Genomic DNA, 17,110 nt, shown 5'->3' on the forward strand with positions numbered 1-17,110 from the left:
AATTTTAAGTTTGAAAGGAGATGAAGGCTTGTGTCTTTTTCTTATGAAGAGTTAGCAGAGATTCGCCACTATATCCACCAACACCCAGAATTGTCTGGTCAAGAATACCAGACAACCGCCTTTCTAAAAGAGCGTCTCGAAGAGTTTGGGATTCGTATTTTAGAGAGTGGATTAAAAACTGGTCTGATTGCAGAAATTGGGTCCGGCCAACCGGTGGTGGCACTTCGAGCAGATATCGATGCCCTTCCAATTTTGGAACAAACGAATCTGCCCTACCAAAGTCAGAATCCAGGCGTCATGCATGCCTGTGGCCATGATTTTCATCAAACCAGTCTTCTGGGAGCAGCAGCACTTCTCAAGGAAAAAGAAGACCAGCTTGAAGGAACCGTACGCTTGATCTTTCAGCCAGCAGAAGAAATCTCAGAAGGTGCTTCTGATGTTTTGGCAACAGGACTGTTGGAGGATGTTCAAGGAATTATTGGTTTTCACAATATTCCTCAGCTAAAAGCAGGGCAACTTGCTTTGAATGCTGGAGCTATGATGGCAGGGGTTGAAAAATTCAAGGTTACCGTGACAGGGGTTAGTAGCCATGCTGCAAGACCGGATTTAGGAGTTGACACTGTAACGGCCGTCACAACCATGGTTCAGAATGTACAATTATTAATTTCACGGACCGTTTCTCCTTTTGAAACAGCTGTTTTGTCCATTACGCACCTAGATGTGGGCTCAACCTGGAATGTGCTCCCAAAATCAGGCTATTTTGAAGGAACCATTCGTTCTTTTAATCCGAGTGTGCAAAGGGACTTGAAGGCACATTTTATTTCCATCATTCGACACATTGCAGAAAGTCTGGAAGTGGATGTGGCTTTTGAGTGGGGTGTGACCCCGCCCGTTACCTTTAATGATGAGGAATTGACGCAGGTGGTTTGGGAAGCTTCACAAGGCTTGGCTGAAGTGATTCCAGCAAATCCTTCTACTGCTGGAGAAGACTTTGCCTTTTACCAAGAGCGAATTCCTGGAGTCTTTGCCTTTATCGGTTCCAATGGAGAGCCGGATGCGCCAGACCTCCATCATGATCACATGACCATCGATGATGCAGCCTTTGAGGTGTCGGTTCCCTATTATGTTGAAAATGCGCAAGCTTTATTGCAGTATTTCAAAGAAAAATAAGTGTGATAAAGAAAAACTATCACCTCCATAAAAAATATATATTAGGCAAGTGAATGCTTTTTTGATAAAATAAAAAAATACTTTTAAAATGGCTTTTTATGTGCCTGAAACCAAAAAGGAGATCCTATGAATCTAAAAAAAATGATTAAGTATTCTGCTTTAGGATTGGTTGCAGTCCTTGCAACCAGTGCTTTAGTAGCATGTTCATCTGGTAAATCAGCCAGTGGTAAGAAAACCATTGAAGTTGGTACTGTTGGAACAACCAAACCATTCTCTTACGAAGAAAAAGACGGCAAGCTAACCGGTTATGAAATCGAAGTTTTGCGTGAAATCTTCAAAGGTTCAGACAAATATGAAGTAAACTTTAACAAAACAGAGTGGTCTTCAGTCTTTGCTGGCTTAGATAGTGACCGTTTCCAAATCGGTGCCAACAATATTAGTTACTCAAAAGAGCGGGAAGAAAAATACCTCTATCCAAATCCATATGCTCGCAATCCATTAGTATTGGTCGTACCAAAAGATTCTTCTATTAAATCTTTGGATGACATTGGTGGCAAGAAAACAGAAGTTGTTCAAGGAACATCTACTGCTAAACAATTAGAAGATTTCAATAAAAAACATTCAGATAATCCAACTGACTTGCAATACACAGATGGAACCATTCAAACCATCATGGCTAATTTAGCGGATGGTCGTACAGATTACAAGATCTTCGAACGGATCTCAGTAGATACTATCATTCGTGATCAAGGCTATGACAACTTGAAGGTTATCGAGCTTCCAAGCGACCAACAACCTTATGTGTATCCAATTATTGCAAAAGAAGATAAAGACCTTCAAAAATTTGTCAACAAACGTATCAAGGAACTCTATGACAATGGAACCCTTGAAAAACTGTCTAAAAAATACTTTGGTGGAGTTTATCTACCAGAAGCAAAAGATATTAAAGAATAATATTTAAATAAAGGAGACTTCAAAATGAAATTGAAAAAAATTCTTGGTTTAACAGCTCTTGCAGCTATTGCAACATTTGCTCTTGCAGCATGTGGTTCTTCAAAATCATCTAGCAAAGATGGTGAAACAACTGTAAAAGTAGGTGTCATGACTTTGAGCGACACTGAAAAAGCTCGTTGGGATCAAGTTCAAAAGAACTTGGATGACGCTAAAACAGGAATCAAATTGGAATTCACTCAATTTACAGACTACTCACAACCAAACGTGGCTGTAAAAGATGGTAGCGTGGATATCAATGCTTTCCAACACTACAACTTCCTTGATAACTGGAACTCTAAAAACGACAATGCCCTTGTTGCAGTAGCAGATACGTACATCGCTCCAATCCGTCTTTACTCTGGTACAGAAAACGGTAAAAACAAATACACTTCAATTAAAGAAATTCCTAAAGGTGGAACAATCGCTGTACCAAATGACCCAACAAATGAAAGCCGTGCCTTGTATGTCTTGCAATCAGCTGGTTTGATTAAATTGGATACCAAAGATGGTCAATTGGCAAACGTGTCAAACATCAAAGAAAATTCAAAAGATTTGAAGATTTCTGAATTGGATGCTTCACAAACACCATCTGCTCTTCCATCAGTAGATGCTGCAGTCATCAACAATACCTTCGTTCGTGAAGCAGGCGTTGATTTCAAAAAAGCTATCTATGTTGAAAAGAAAGACAACAACTCAAAACAATGGTACAACGTGATCGCTGCTAAGAAAGATTGGGAAAAATCTGATAAAGCAAAAGCAATCAAAGAAATCATCAAAGCCTATCACAAAGACAATGTGAAGAAAGTGATCGAAGAATCTTCAGAAGGAATGGACCAACCAGTCTTCTAAGATTTGATCTCAAGTGTATGAAGGAGGTGGAGAAGCAATTCTCTACCTCTTATCGTGTATTAGGAGGAATGCATGCCTTTTGCAACAGAAGCGGAACAAATCCGTAAATTTGAAAATGATGAGGTCGCACAACATTATTTTGAAGTGTTGCGAACCTTGATTTCAAAAAAATCCATCTTTGCCCAACAAGTTGGTCTCAAGGAAGTAGCCAACTATTTGGGAGAAATTTTTACAGCTGCAGGAGCCAAAGTCGAAGTGGATGATAGCTATACAGCACCTTTTGTGATTGCCAAATTTTTCTCGCCAAATCCTGAAGCCAAAACCATCATTTTTTATAACCACTATGATACGGTACCAGCTGATGGAGATCAACCTTGGACGGGAGATCCCTTCACCTTATCTGTTCATTATGGAACCATGTACGGTCGAGGGGTTGATGATGACAAGGGGCATATCACAGCTCGTCTCACAGCTCTTCGAAAATACATTCGTGAAAGTGGCGATTTGCCAGTCAATATCACCTTTATCATCGAAGGGGCAGAGGAGTCTGCATCGACTGACTTGGATAAATACTTGGCCAAACACAAGAAACACTTGCGTGGGGCAGACCTCCTAGTCTGGGAACAAGGCACACGAAATAATCAGGGTCAGTTGGAAATTTCCGGTGGTAGCAAGGGGATCGTCACTTTTGATATGGTGGTGAAGAGTGCAGAAGTGGATATTCATTCTAGCTATGGCGGTGTGGTAGATTCTGCTTCTTGGTATTTGTTAAATGCCATCGCCAGTCTTCGTGACAAAGAAGGCCGAATCTTAGTGGATGGGATTTATGATCAGATCCAAGAACCCAATGAACGCGAGCTAGCTTTGATCGAGCAATATGCCAACAAAGGGCCAGAAGATGTTGCGGAAACCTATGGTCTAACCCTCCCAATCTTGAAGGAAGATCGAAAAGAATTCCTGCGCCGTTTCTATTTTGAACCAGCCCTGAATATTGAAGGTTTTGGCTCTGGTTACCAAGGACAAGGTGTTAAAACGATTCTTCCGGCAGAGGCACGTGCCAAGATGGAGGTGCGTTTGGTTCCTGGACTGGATCCCAAGGATGTCTTAGAAAAGATCAAGCAGCAATTGAGGAAAAATGGCTATGATCAGGTCGAATTGGTCTATACTCTCGGTGAAATGAGTTACCGAAGTGATATGAGTGCCCCATCGATTTTAAATGTCATTCGGCTGGCCAAAGACTTCTATAGAGAAGGAGTTTCTGTTCTTCCAACAACAGCGGGAACAGGGCCCATGCATACGGTATTTGAGGCTTTGCAGGTGCCGATGGCAGCCTTTGGAATTGGGAATGCCAATAGCCGGGACCATGGGGGCGATGAAAATGTGAAAATCGCCGATTATTACACCCATATTGAATTGATAAAGGAGTTAATAGCAAGTTATGAGTAAAGCAATGATTCAGCTGGACCACATTGATGTGACCTTCCAGCAAAAGAAACGTCAGATCCAAGCCGTCAAAGATGTGACCATTCATATTAATGAAGGCGATATCTATGGGATTGTAGGGTATTCCGGAGCCGGGAAATCGACCTTGGTTCGGGTGATCAATCTCTTGCAAGTGCCTAGTGCCGGAACCATCACTGTGGATGGAGATGTGATTTATCAAGATCAGGTGACCCTAAAACCGGCTGCCCTTCGGGAGAAACGTCGGGATATCGGAATGATTTTCCAACACTTCAACTTGATGGCTCAAATGACTGTCGCAGAAAATGTGGCTTTTGCTCTTAAACATTCTAAATTAAACAAAGAACAAAAGAATGAGAAAGTGGCGAAATTGTTGGATTTGGTTGGTCTAGCTGACCGTGCAGAAAATTACCCAGCCCAATTGTCTGGTGGACAAAAGCAGCGGGTAGCAATTGCGCGTGCCCTTGCCAACGATCCAAAGATTTTGATATCAGATGAGTCAACTTCCGCCCTGGATCCAAAGACGACCAAACAAATTCTAGCTTTGTTGCAAGAATTGAACAAAAAACTTGGCTTAACCATTGTCTTGATCACCCATGAGATGCAAATTGTCAAAGATATTGCCAACCGGGTAGCTGTCATGCAAAATGGCGAACTGATTGAAGAAGGGTCTGTGTTAGATATCTTCTCGAATCCGAAAAATGCTTTGACGCAAGACTTTATCACAGTTGCAACAGGAATCGATGAAGCCATGGTAAAAATCAATCAACAAGCGATTGTGAAGAATTTGCCTGATGATTCGATGTTGGCGCATCTCAAGTATGCAGGTTCTGTGACAGATACAGCTATCATCAATGATATTTATAAGCAGTACCAAGTATCTGCCAACATTTTATTTGGGAACATCGAGATCCTTGATAACACACCTGTTGGAGAGTTGGTGGTCATCTTATCAGGTGAAAATCAAAATCTGGAAACGGCCAAAGCTGAGTTAGAAAATGCAGGAGTTTCCGTGACTATTGTGAAAGATGGGAGAAAAGCATGATCCAGTTAATTCAAACATATTTACCAAATGTCTATAAATTAGGGTGGTCTGGCCAGTATGGATGGGGAACCGCTATTTACTTGACTCTTTACATGACCGTTATTTCCTTCATTATTGGTGGATTTTTAGGTTTGGTGACAGGACTTTTGTTAGTCTTGACCCGTCCAGGTGGTGTCATCGAAAATAGAATCGTTTTCCAAATTTTGGATAAGATTACTTCCTTGTTCCGCGCCATTCCTTTCATTATCTTGTTGGCCTTTATTAATCCCTTGACCTACTTGCTCTTGAAAAATACCATCGGTCCTACAGCGGCCCTTGTTCCGCTGTCTTTGGCTGTCTTTCCATTCTTTGCCCGCCAAGTCCAAGTAGTCTTGTCAGAATTGGATGGAGGCGTGATTGAAGCAGCACAAGCCAGTGGGGCAACCTTCTGGGATATTGTCGGTGTCTACCTGCGTGAAGGGCTTCCTGATTTGATCCGTGTAACAACAGTGACCATCATTTCCTTGATTGGAGAAACCGCCATGGCGGGTGCCGTTGGTGCTGGAGGATTAGGAACCTTGGCCATCAACTACGGGAAAAACATGTTTAACAATGATGTCATCTTTGTGGCGACCTTATTGATCCTGATTCTTATCGTTCTGGTCCAATTTATCGGGGACTTCCTTTCGAAGAAAATTAGCCACCGTTAGGATCAGTATCCAATGAATAGAATAAATGTGAATCAAATAAAACAAGTTGGAGCCTTCACTTTCCTCTATTTTCTTGCGATTGGACTGGGGGTCTTAGTTGGAAATCTGGTCGATCATCAAGGAAATATGTTTTATGCTCCTGCCTTTTCAGCCTTGTTTGGCGGGATGATCTACCGCTATTATCTAGAAAAAATAAAAGGAGTTGGATCTATCTTTATAGTTGGCTGCGTGATTGGATCCTTCTTCCTCTTTTCGCGTCATGGTGCAGGGGCCTTTATTCCAGCCTTGATCGCCGGAAGTTTTGCGGAAATGGTCGCCTCAAGTGGTCGTTTTCGCTCGAATTTACGAAATGCCTTGTCTTTTGTCATTTTTGCCTTTGCGACGACAGGGCCCATTCTTATGATGTGGTTCTATCCAGCCAGTTACCGCATGTCGTTACTGGATCGTGGTAAATCGATAGACTATGTCAATCGGGTGATGGTATCACCAGATCTAGCGACCATCACTTGGTTTGTCCTCACGGTCATAATGGGTGCTGGATTAGGATGGGGACTATCGAACATCCTTCTTCCATTATTGGCCAAAAAAGGAGATAAAGATGCACAATAATTTACTAGTTCTTCAGTCAGACTTTGGTTTGGTGGATGGAGCAGTATCAGCTATGATTGGGGTTGCTTTAGAAGAATCACCAACCCTTAAAATTCACCACTTAACTCATGATATTACCCCCTACAATATCTTTGAAGGGAGTTACCGTCTCTTTCAGACAGTAGATTACTGGCCAGAAGGGACGACCTTTGTTTCGGTGGTCGATCCTGGTGTTGGTTCTAAACGAAAGAGTGTGGTAGCTAAAACGGCGAAGAATCAATACATTGTCACTCCGGATAATGGGACTCTCTCTTTCATCAAGAAACATGTAGGGATTGTTGCTATCCGTGAGATTTCAGAGGTGAAGAACCGCCGGGCCAATACAGAGTTTTCTTATACCTTCCATGGGCGTGATGTCTATGCCTATACAGGAGCTAAGTTAGCCAGTGGCCATATCAGCTTTGAGGAAGTGGGACCAGAACTCAGTGTCGAACACATTGTAGAAATCCCAGTGGTGGAAACGGTTATGGAGGACAATCTTGTCAAAGGAGCAGTTGACATCTTGGATGTGCGCTTTGGTTCTCTCTGGACTTCGATTACCCGAGAAGAGTTCAATCATTTGAAACCTGAATTTGGGGAACGCTTTGAAGTGACCATCTATAACAATGACATGCTGGTTTACCAAAACCAAGTAACCTACGGCAAGTCTTTCGCCGACGTGCGGATTGGACAGCCAATCCTTTATATCAATTCCCTCTACCGTGTTGGTCTTGCCATCAACCAGGGATCCTTTGCTAAGGCCTATAATGTAGGAGTTGGGGCTTCTTGGAATATCGAGATTAGAAAAATGGAAAATTAATAGGAGATATCATAATGAAACAGAAATCATTATTTTCAATTAAAGATGTTGTAGCTATTGGGGTTGGAGCAGCCCTCTTTGTCGTGATTGCTATGTTGCAAATCCCTGCACCTGCACCGAATACGAGCATTCAGTTGCAATATGCCCTTCAAGCTCTCTTTAGTGTAGTTTTTGGTCCGATTGTCGGTTTCTTAATCGGCTTGATTGGTCATGCCATTAAGGATGCTATGTCAGGTGGTCTTTGGTGGACTTGGATCATTTCAAGTGGTTTGTTTGGACTTTTTGTTGGTTTCTTCCGCAAACAAATCGGTGAATTCAAAGGGGAAGTGACAAAGAAAGAATTAATTGTCTTTAACATCGTTCAAATCGTATCCAACCTTGTGATCTGGGGCTTGATTGCTCCGGTTGGAGATGTCTTGATCTACAAGGAAAGTGCCAATAAAGTCTTCCTACAAGGTGTTGTTGCGGGTTCATTTAATGCATTAACAGTAGCTGTTGCAGGTTCTCTTCTCTTGATTGCTTATGCACGGACTCAAACAAAAGATGGAAGTTTGACCAAAGATTAAATGTACAGAAGATAAGAGAGTGGGACAGAAATCGGTAATTCGTTAGAATTCGATTTCGTCGTCCCACCTCCGCACAGTTGAGTAGGGCTGTAAAAGCTGATGAAATCAGCGTAGTAGAGCCCACTTAACCACTGCGTCTTGCTCGACAATCCAAAAATAATTGAGAGGCTAGGACTTTTGTCCCAGCCTCTTTTTTGTTTTATCAAAAATATTTTTTACAAAATGCAAGATATATATTGCAAAATAGAAAATATAGTGTATAATAAAGCTATAAAAACAAGAAAGGAAAATCATGTGGCGAAAAATCTCAAATTAAAAATGGCCCGGGTCGAGCATGATATGACCCAGGGGGATCTTGCAGATGCCATCGGGGTGACACGCCAGACCATCGGCCTGATTGAGGCAGGGAAATATAACCCAACCCTCAGTCTCTGCCTTGCTATCTGTAAGACCTTGGATAAGACGCTGGATCAACTGTTCTGGGAGTAACAGTTTTAATAATAGAAAGAGGAAGAATATGAAACAAAAGAAAGAACCAATTGTAAAAGATGAGCGGACCATGCTGCTTGATGGAAAAATCGCAGGAGAACTTGTCCTTGGGATGACCTGCTTTATTGCAGTCTCTGCCTTTGTGAAAGCTAGTATCCTGGATTTAGACCTAGTAGCTTATATTCCAGAGCTCATTCTCTTGATTGTCATGGGAGCTTATGCCTTTGTGAGAAGGATCAGTTCAGGGATTGATGTTCGAGATATGTTAGAAAAAGATAGCTGGTTGAGCCGCCTTGGGTCAGGTCTAGTCTTTGCTGTGCTGATGATAGCCATGGATGTGATTGGAAAGCGAGAGGCAACGAGCTTTATCTTGAGTCCCAAGTATCTGGTCAAAATTTTATTAGAAATCGTCGTCTTTGCCATCTTGACTTATCTGTTTGAAAAACCACTTGCTCTTATCAATCGGAAAAAACAAGAGAAGATAGAGGCAGAGTTAGAGGATGAAGAATAAGGAGAAAACAATGAGATTACAATTGCTGAACAAACAAATCATAGATGAACGAGAAGAAGGCTTAGCTAATAAGGCTGGAGCTGAGACGGCTGGTTTTCTGTTCCTTGCCTTAACTGTTTTTAGTGTGGGATCCATTTTTACGTCTAAGGTGGGGTTAAGTCCAATCATGGTGGTAGCCTTACTCATCGCCTCAGGATTTTATTATTCGGTTCGTTGTCAGCGATTGGGTGTGAGATTTATCAATTATAGCTATCTAAATGTGATGGGAATTGTAGTAGTAACCTCTATTCTTTCCTTGTTCATCTGGGCTCAAAATTTTCAATTAAACCAGGTTGTCTATCACTCAAATCCCTTCCATTCAAAATTCTTACTGGTGCTACCTATTACCTTTTTACTGAATCTTCCAATTGTATGGGGAGTCAATACCCTTGTGATGCTTCTTGCAAAGGTTGAGAAAAAACGCTATGAAGCCTATCTAGATCAGTTGGAAAAGGAAGAGTAGTTAGTTGGAACCTTATTTTCGTCGTAAAAAAGTCTGGAACCCCAGGCTTTTATTTTTCAGTCAAATAAATTGCATTCGTTTTCTGTGGAGAGTATACTGGTATAGTTGAATGAAAAATTCTGATAATTTAATCTTAGAAAAGAGAATCTTATGGCAAAACCTATTCGTGTTTTACTTTACTATAAATATGTTCCCATCGAAAATGCAGAACAATTTGCGGCTGATCACTTGGCCTTCTGTAAATCAATCGGGCTCAAGGGCCGTATTCTAGTGGCTGACGAAGGAATCAACGGAACCGTTTCTGGTGATTACGAAACGACGCAAAAATACATGGACTACGTTCACAGCCTTCCGGGTATGGAAGACCTTTGGTTCAAGATGGATGAGGAAGAAGAGCAAGCCTTCAAGAAGATGTTCGTCCGCTATAAGAAAGAGATTGTCCACCTTGGATTAGAGGATGATAACTTTGATAACGACATCAATCCCCTTGAAACAACAGGCGCTTACTTGTCACCAAAAGAATTTAAAGAAGCTCTTCTAGACGAGGATACCGTTGTCCTTGATACTCGTAACGACTATGAGTACGACCTTGGACACTTCCGTGGGGCTATTCGTCCAGATATCCGCAACTTCCGTGAGTTGCCACAATGGGTCCGTGATAACAAGGAAAAATTCATGGACAAGCGTGTGGTCGTATACTGTACGGGTGGAGTCCGTTGTGAGAAATTCTCAGGCTGGATGGTGCGTGAAGGCTACAAAGATGTTGGTCAATTACACGGAGGAATCGCGACTTACGGGAAAGACCCAGAAGTTCAAGGAGAACTTTGGGATGGGAAAATGTACGTCTTTGACGAACGGATTGCAGTCGATGTCAACCATGTCGATCCAAGTGTTGTCGGAAAAGATTGGTTCGATGGTACACCTTGTGAACGCTATGTCAACTGTGGCAATCCCTTCTGTAACCGTCGGATCTTGACCTCAGAAGAGAACGAAGACAAGTACCTCCGTGGCTGCTCCCATGAGTGCCGGGTTCACCCTCGCAATCGTTATGTTGAAGAACACAACTTGTCACAAGCAGAGGTTGCTGAGCGTTTGGCCCTTATCGGTGAGACGCTTGATGGAGCACCTGCATAATAGAAACAAACAGTCTGAAAGCTCAGGCTGTTTTTATATGGAAATTGATTGAAAATTGTGCTATACTTTAGGTAAGCGATTTCACAAAGGAGAAAACAAATGAGTATCGTGTTTTCAATCAAAAATAAAAAGAGCTTATTTGGCTATCAGAAAGTACTCGCAGCACAGGAAGTCCTGAAATTGGTGGAAGGGTTGACAACCTACAACTATGATCCTGCCACCCTTCATCGTCCCTTAAATGATTTTGAAGGCTTGAACTGTATCGTGTATAGAAAGAGTGGTCTTCCTCTGCAGTTACGCTATTTTGATGAGGAAGAGTCCTATCAAATTCAGGTGCCCTCTTTTGCGATAGAAGAAGATTGGCAGTTGGCCCTGCGCTGGATCAGTCGTTTAGCAGAAGTGTTGGGAACGGAGATTATGGCTAGCGACGGCGTGAGCTATACTCCAGATTCTATTTTCCATTTTGATTATGAAGTCGTTATCCTAGAAACGCTGGGGAATTTGACAAAAGAAAAAGATCTAAAAGAGTTTGAAGTGCAAGGCTTCGCTCATCCGGTCTATTTGGATCGGGATACAGTGCAGGAAGTCTTGAACCATGTCCATCCACTAGAAGCCTACTCTGCCTTTATCAAGAAGATTCAATATAGTGCAGCTTATTTCAGTCAAGTCCGTTTTTACCAACAGGAGGAGACAGGAGCCTTCTTAGCCAGCTATAGCTTGACAGAAGATACGGATACAGTCTTGCCACGGGTGCCACATGTTCCTGCAGAATATGTAGAAATCGTAGGCTTAGCGGGTATCATTGATTGGCGGGTGCTATTGGTTGCGATCGAGGGAGATCCGGATAAGCCAGAAAATTACCATCCAATTGGTTCTCTTGCTCTGAAGGACTTACGGGAGGCCTTAGAGCCAGATGAATTCCAGCTGCTTGATGCTAGTCAAATTGAAATCAAAAAATTGTCCAAAGAGCGGTTGCTAGAATTAGCACAATTGGAGAATAAGTAAAAAATATTGCAGTGAACTGTCCTTCCGACGTTTGATCCAAAAAATCGAACGTCTGGGAGCAGTTCTTTTTTATACTCTTACCTTTGATCAAAAACCAATGACTAGGCTAATTGTGGTATAATAGGGGACTAGAAGTAGAATGAAAGAGGTGCACGAAATGCTGTTAGAAGAATTTGACGCCAACCGACAGGCTATTATCAATCCACAAGACTTACACAAACCAATTGAAGGATTTCCCAAAGTAGTCATCTCTTGCTTTTCAAGAGTAACTTTTGCGCGCCTCCTTGAAAATTATGAACATGAGGTCATCACAAGAACCTCCATGGCCAACTTTGAAGTTCTCGTTTATGGGATCACTATCGGAGACCAACAGATCGCTGCCTTTAATGCGCCCGTTGGGGCAGCTTCCTGTGTGGGAATTATTGAGGATTTGATTCAATTTGGGATGGAAAAACTCGTTCTTTTTGGGACTTGTGGGGTTTTGGACAGGGATATTGAAGCGACCTCCATCATCATTCCAACAGCAGCTCTTCGGGATGAAGGGACCAGCTACCACTATCTTCCGGCTAGTGATGAAGTGGAAGTAAATAAGGAAAGCCTTCCTCTCTTCCAAGCCTTTCTGGATCGTCACATGGTTTCCTATCAGTCAGGAAAAGTGTGGACGACAGATGCACCGTACCGGGAAACCATCGACAAGATGAAGCGACGAATGGAAGCAGGAGCCATCTGTGTAGATATGGAATGTTCGGCAGTGGCAGCTTTAGCAGCTTTTCGGGACTTTGATCTCTGCCATTTCTTCTATGCGGCAGATCACCTCTCGGAAGAAAAATGGGATATCCGAACCTTATCCAGTCATGAGGATTTAGATAGCAAGGATCGAATCGCGGAGTTAGCTATCCAATTTGCGCTCTTTTGGGAAAAGGCAAACTAAATGAAAGAAGTAATGATTGAACTGAAGGATTTTTCCTTCAAATACAAGGCACAGTCTGAACCAACCTTGAAAAATCTCAACTTAACCATTTATAAGGGGGAAAAGGTCCTGATTGTCGGGCCATCTGGTTCTGGCAAGTCAACCATTGGCCAGTGCTTAAATGGGATTATCCCCAACATCTATAAGGGAACCAGTAGTGGGCAATTCCTCATTCAGGGGAAAGAAGCCTTTGATCTCAGTATTTATGAGAAATCTCATTTGGTCAGTACGGTTTTGCAAGATACAGACGGCCAATTTATTGGTTTGAGTGTCGCAGAAGACTTGGCTTTTGCCCTTGAAAATGACATGGTGGATCTGGAAAGTATGAAATCCCGGGTCCATACCTGGGCGGAGCGCTTGGATTTGAGCAAGCTCTTGGATCATCGGCCACAAGATTTGTCCGGTGGGCAAAAACAACGGGTCAGCTTGGCGGGTGTCCTAATTGACGAAAGTCCGATCCTGCTCTTTGATGAGCCACTGGCTAATCTAGATCCCAAATCGGGTCAGGATATCATAGATCTGATTGATCAGATTCATGAAGAGCAGGGAACGACAACCATTATCATCGAACACCGTTTGGAGGATGTACTCTACCGTCCGATCGATCGGGTCATCTTGATCAATCAAGGGCAAGTCCTCTTTAATGGGAGCCCAGATGAGTTGTTGAGGACGACACTGCTGGCTGAAAATGGGATTCGTGAACCCCTCTATTTAACGACTCTTCGCCAGTTAGGCCAGGATATCAGCAAGCTACCGCACTTGGACAAGGTAGAAAAATTACCACTTGGGGATTTATCAGTGGATATCCCAACTCCTCATTCTGAAAAAGGAGCAGAGGCAGAGACAATCCTAGAACTTGGTCATTTGAACTTTGCCTATCGAGAAGGCCAGCCCATTCTAAAAGACCTTTTTTTAACCATTCCAAAAGGCCAACGGTTGGCTATTGTTGGTAAAAATGGAGCTGGAAAATCAACCCTTGCTAAGGCGATTTGTGGCTTCATCCAGTCGGAAGGAACCTATTTCTCAAAGGGAGAGGATATCAAGGGTGATAGTGTTAAGGAGCGGGCAGAGCGCGTGGGCTATGTCCTGCAAAACCCCAACCAGATGATCTCGACCAACATGATTTTTGATGAGGTGGCTCTGGGTCTTCGCTTGAGAAATATTCCAGAGGAGCAGATCGAAAGTCGTGTCCATCAAGCCTTGAAAACCTGTGGTCTCTACGAATTTCGTAAGTGGCCGATTTCTGCTCTATCTTATGGTCAGAAAAAGCGGGTGACCATCGCCTCTATCCTTGTCTTGGGACCAGATGTTCTGGTCCTCGATGAGCCGACGGCTGGTCAGGACCAACGAAACTATACGGAAATTATGGATTTCCTTGATGAACTCCATCAAAAAGGGCATACTATTGTCATGATTACCCATGATATGCAGCTCATGCTGGATTATTCGGACCGGGCAGTCGTGGTCATGGATGGGCAGGTTTTGGCTGATTTGACACCGGCAGAGCTCTTGACCCAACCAGAAATTTTGAGACGGGCTAATTTGAAAGAAACGTCTATTTTCGCCTTGGCAAATCGACTTGGTGTCGATCCTCTTGCCTTGACCCAGTTTTATATGAATCAGAAGGGGGAAGGTCATGAATAATCGCTTAGTCGGCTACCATGCCGGAACCAGTTTTCTGCATCGCCTTTCAGGCGCTAGCAAGCTTCTTTTCTTACTCTTGGTATCATTAGCTGCCATGTTGAGTTACGATACTCGCCTGTTATTGGTCATTGGTCTGGGTGCCCTCGCCTTATTTGCAACCTCAGGCATTCGTTTGAAAGACATCTCCTTTGTTCTGAGTTTTGCCTTAGCTTTTGCCCTTCTCAATGTCTTGATGGTCTATCTTTTTGCCCCTCAATATGGGGTAGAAATCTATGGAGCAAAGACAGTTCTTCTAGATGGTTTAGGGGCATATAGTATTACAGCCCAAGAGTTATTTTATCTCTTCAACCTCACTTTGAAGTATGTGTGTACCATTCCTTTAGCTCTCATTTTCTTGATGACCACTCATCCCAGTCAGTTTGCTTCGAGTCTCAACCAGATTGGGGTGTCCTACAAGATTGCTTATTCAGTCAGCTTGACCCTGCGCTATATTCCAGATGTGCAAGAGGAATACCAGATTATCAAGCTCTCCCAAGAAGCAAGAGGATTGGAGTTGTCCAAAAAAGCCAACTTTGTCCAGCGGGTGAAGGGAAATCTTCAGATGATTTCTCCCTTAATTTTTAGTTCTCTAGAGCGAATTGAAACGATTTCTACAGCGATGGAATTGCGACGCTTTGGAAAAAATAAAAAACGAACCTGGTACACCTATCAGGAGATGACGACTCGTGATCACTTGATTATCCTAGGGTCAATCGTTATGGTGGTCTTAAGTATCGTCCTGATTTGGGTAAACCAAGGTCGCTTCTATAATCCATGGAGGTAATCACATGTCAGAAACAATATTAGTAACAGGAGCTTCAGCTGGCTTTGGTCAAGCGATCTGCCGTCGCTTAGTAGCAGATGGATACCGTGTGATCGGTGCAGCTAGACGCTTAGATAAATTGACAGCTCTTCAAGAGGAGTTAGGCACAGCCTTTTTCCCACTGCAAATGGACGTGACGAATCTTTCTCAGGTGGATCATGTCCTTGCCAGTTTGCCAGCTTCTTGGGAGAGAGTGGATGTTTTGGTCAATAATGCTGGCTTAGCCCTAGGCCTCGCCCCAGCTTATGAAGCAGAGGTCGCAGACTGGCTGACTATGATTCAGACCAATATTGTTGGCTTGACCTATCTGACAAGGAAAATCTTACCCCAGATGGTGGAACGAAATGATGGCTATATTATCAATTTGGGATCTACGGCAGGAACAGTGCCTTATCCAGGAGCCAATGTCTACGGGGCATCCAAAGCCTTTGTCAAGCAGTTTTCCCTCAACCTTCGAGCAGATCTAGCTGGAAAGAAGATTCGGGTGACCAATATTGAACCAGGTCTCTGTGAAGGGACTGAATTCTCGACGGTTCGCTTTAAAGGAGATGAAAAACGAGTAGAAGCTCTCTATCGAGATGCCCATGCCATTCAGCCCGAAGACATTGCGAATACTGTAGCTTGGTTGATCCAACAGCCCAAGCATGTCAACGTCAACCGGATTGAAATCATGCCGGTTTCCCAAACCTTTGGCCCTCAACCTGTTTATCGTGACTAAAAAGAGAAGCAACCACTCCACAAGGGATTGGTTGTTTTTTATGTTTCCTCTGGTATAATAGAAGGCAAAGTAAGGAGAAAAAGATGACAGCTGCGTTAATTATTGGTTCTACCGTTTGTGATGTGATGATTTACTTGGATCGTTTGCCGAGTCGTGAAGGAGATGCCCATATTGATCACCAACAATGGTCTGTGGGAGGTTGTGCCTTTAATGTCGTCAATATTCTTCATTTTTTGTCGCAACCCTACCAGTTTGTCTCGCCTGTTGGTTCTGGGATGTATGGTGATTTTATTCGGAGAGAGCTAAAACAATTAGGGATTTCCTCTAGCATCTCATTAGAAGGGGACAATGGTTGCTGTTACTGTTTTGTAGAGTCTGATGGTGAGAGGACCTTCTTATCGGACCACGGAGTGGAGTATAGCTTCCGAGCAGAGTGGCTAAAAGAGATCGAGACAGATTTGTTTGATTACATCTACTTGTGTGGCCTTGAAGTCGAGGAGCCAACAGGTCTTGCATTGGTGCAGTCTGTTTCACAACTAAAAGGCCAGGTGATTTTCGCACCAGGGCCACGCGGACTCTTGATTCCCAAGGATCGACTGGAAGCAATTTATGATCTGCATCCGATTCTCCATGTTAATGAGGCTGAAGCACTGGCTTTTTCTGGGTGTAGAGAGATCCAGCCAGCCATCGAACGTTTGTATCAGAGAACGGGACAATTAGTCATTGTCACCTTGGGGGAAAAAGGAGCGGTTGCCTATGATGGCAACTGGTATGAGGCAGATGGTTTTCCAACAGAAGTCGTCGATACCGTAGGCGCTGGAGATAGCCATGTAGGAGCCTTTATATCCGCTCGTCTAGAAGGCTTAGACATCGCGCAAGCCTTAAGATTTGCCAACAAAGTCTCTAGCCAGATTGTTGCAAGTAAGGGCGTTCATCTGACAAAAGAGCAGCAAGAAGCCCTGCGAACAGAATTGAAACAAAAATAAAAAAGAGAGTGGGACAGAAATCGGTAATTCGTTAGAATTCGATTTCGTCGTCCCACCTCCGCACAGTTG

At 43.1% G+C, this 17,110-nt stretch carries 18 protein-coding genes and 2 pseudogenes; all 20 read left to right on the plus strand.

What is annotated here, in order from left to right:
• Positions 1-30: 30 nt before the first annotated feature.
• The 20 genes and pseudogenes from ACESR9_RS08400 to ACESR9_RS08495 all read left to right on the plus strand — a co-directional run bounded on the left by ACESR9_RS08400 (position 31) and on the right by ACESR9_RS08495 (position 17,041).
• Positions 31-1,170 (plus strand): amidohydrolase, encoded by a 1,140-nt coding sequence (locus ACESR9_RS08400; protein ID WP_373106282.1) that lies wholly within the window; start codon positions 31-33, stop codon positions 1,168-1,170.
• Between the two features lie 126 nt (positions 1,171-1,296).
• Complete coding sequence (locus ACESR9_RS08405; protein ID WP_257738932.1) at positions 1,297-2,124, plus strand: amino acid ABC transporter substrate-binding protein; 828 nt, start codon at positions 1,297-1,299, stop codon at positions 2,122-2,124.
• Positions 2,125-2,148: 24 nt separating this feature from the next.
• Positions 2,149-3,012, plus strand: a complete 864-nt coding sequence (locus tag ACESR9_RS08410; RefSeq protein ID WP_049492388.1) for a MetQ/NlpA family ABC transporter substrate-binding protein — start codon at positions 2,149-2,151, stop codon at positions 3,010-3,012.
• A 72-nt stretch (positions 3,013-3,084) separates the two neighbouring features.
• Complete coding sequence (locus ACESR9_RS08415) at positions 3,085-4,458, plus strand: M20/M25/M40 family metallo-hydrolase (RefSeq protein WP_049506013.1); 1,374 nt, start codon at positions 3,085-3,087, stop codon at positions 4,456-4,458.
• On the plus strand, positions 4,451-5,518 hold the full coding sequence (locus ACESR9_RS08420; RefSeq protein WP_155170129.1) for a methionine ABC transporter ATP-binding protein: 1,068 nt from the start codon (positions 4,451-4,453) through the stop codon (positions 5,516-5,518). The genes ACESR9_RS08415 and ACESR9_RS08420 overlap by 8 nt, the downstream gene beginning before the upstream one ends.
• Complete coding sequence (locus tag ACESR9_RS08425; protein WP_003008487.1) at positions 5,515-6,207, plus strand: methionine ABC transporter permease; 693 nt, start codon at positions 5,515-5,517, stop codon at positions 6,205-6,207. Before ACESR9_RS08420 ends, ACESR9_RS08425 begins: the two co-directional genes overlap by 4 nt.
• A gap of 12 nt (positions 6,208-6,219) precedes the next feature.
• Entirely contained in the window at positions 6,220-6,816 is a 597-nt protein-coding gene (locus tag ACESR9_RS08430) for an MptD family putative ECF transporter S component (RefSeq protein ID WP_118095484.1), read from the plus strand.
• On the plus strand, positions 6,806-7,654 hold the full coding sequence (locus ACESR9_RS08435) for an SAM hydrolase/SAM-dependent halogenase family protein (RefSeq protein WP_049498675.1): 849 nt from the start codon (positions 6,806-6,808) through the stop codon (positions 7,652-7,654). The genes ACESR9_RS08430 and ACESR9_RS08435 overlap by 11 nt, the downstream gene beginning before the upstream one ends.
• A gap of 14 nt (positions 7,655-7,668) precedes the next feature.
• Positions 7,669-8,220, plus strand: a complete 552-nt coding sequence (locus ACESR9_RS08440) for an ECF-type riboflavin transporter substrate-binding protein (protein ID WP_049472837.1) — start codon at positions 7,669-7,671, stop codon at positions 8,218-8,220.
• 294 nt (positions 8,221-8,514) lie between these two features.
• Positions 8,515-8,709: a helix-turn-helix transcriptional regulator gene (locus ACESR9_RS08445; RefSeq protein WP_003005328.1), complete on the plus strand. Its 195-nt coding sequence runs from the start codon at positions 8,515-8,517 to the stop codon at positions 8,707-8,709.
• A 28-nt stretch (positions 8,710-8,737) separates the two neighbouring features.
• Positions 8,738-9,220: a DUF6773 family protein gene (locus tag ACESR9_RS08450; protein ID WP_373106283.1), complete on the plus strand. Its 483-nt coding sequence runs from the start codon at positions 8,738-8,740 to the stop codon at positions 9,218-9,220.
• A gap of 10 nt (positions 9,221-9,230) precedes the next feature.
• Complete coding sequence (locus ACESR9_RS08455; protein WP_373106284.1) at positions 9,231-9,722, plus strand: DUF6773 family protein; 492 nt, start codon at positions 9,231-9,233, stop codon at positions 9,720-9,722.
• Positions 9,723-9,872: 150 nt separating this feature from the next.
• On the plus strand, positions 9,873-10,856 hold the full coding sequence (gene trhO / locus ACESR9_RS08460) for an oxygen-dependent tRNA uridine(34) hydroxylase TrhO (RefSeq protein ID WP_373106285.1): 984 nt from the start codon (positions 9,873-9,875) through the stop codon (positions 10,854-10,856).
• Between the two features lie 99 nt (positions 10,857-10,955).
• The gene (locus tag ACESR9_RS08465) at positions 10,956-11,861 is read left to right on the plus strand and encodes a DUF4299 family protein (protein WP_373106286.1); all 906 of its coding nucleotides are present in this window, start codon (positions 10,956-10,958) and stop codon (positions 11,859-11,861) included.
• Positions 11,862-12,018: 157 nt separating this feature from the next.
• Entirely contained in the window at positions 12,019-12,792 is a 774-nt protein-coding gene (locus ACESR9_RS08470) for a nucleoside phosphorylase (RefSeq protein ID WP_373106287.1), read from the plus strand.
• Positions 12,793-13,644 (plus strand): annotated as a pseudogene (locus tag ACESR9_RS08475) (ATP-binding cassette domain-containing protein); the annotation flags it as partial.
• A 27-nt stretch (positions 13,645-13,671) separates the two neighbouring features.
• A pseudogene (locus ACESR9_RS08480) lies at positions 13,672-14,475 on the plus strand (energy-coupling factor ABC transporter ATP-binding protein); the annotation flags it as partial.
• Positions 14,468-15,298 (plus strand): energy-coupling factor transporter transmembrane component T family protein, encoded by an 831-nt coding sequence (locus tag ACESR9_RS08485; protein WP_373106289.1) that lies wholly within the window; start codon positions 14,468-14,470, stop codon positions 15,296-15,298. The pseudogene ACESR9_RS08480 and the gene ACESR9_RS08485, both read left to right, overlap by 8 nt.
• A 4-nt stretch (positions 15,299-15,302) precedes the next feature.
• Complete coding sequence (locus ACESR9_RS08490; RefSeq protein WP_373106291.1) at positions 15,303-16,055, plus strand: SDR family oxidoreductase; 753 nt, start codon at positions 15,303-15,305, stop codon at positions 16,053-16,055.
• 83 nt (positions 16,056-16,138) lie between these two features.
• The gene (locus ACESR9_RS08495; RefSeq protein WP_373106292.1) at positions 16,139-17,041 is read left to right on the plus strand and encodes a carbohydrate kinase family protein; all 903 of its coding nucleotides are present in this window, start codon (positions 16,139-16,141) and stop codon (positions 17,039-17,041) included.
• Positions 17,042-17,110 lie beyond the last annotated feature (69 nt).

Origin of the sequence: Streptococcus parasanguinis (assembly GCF_964238605.1) — a bacterium.
GTDB lineage: Bacteria > Bacillota > Bacilli > Lactobacillales > Streptococcaceae > Streptococcus > Streptococcus parasanguinis_AJ.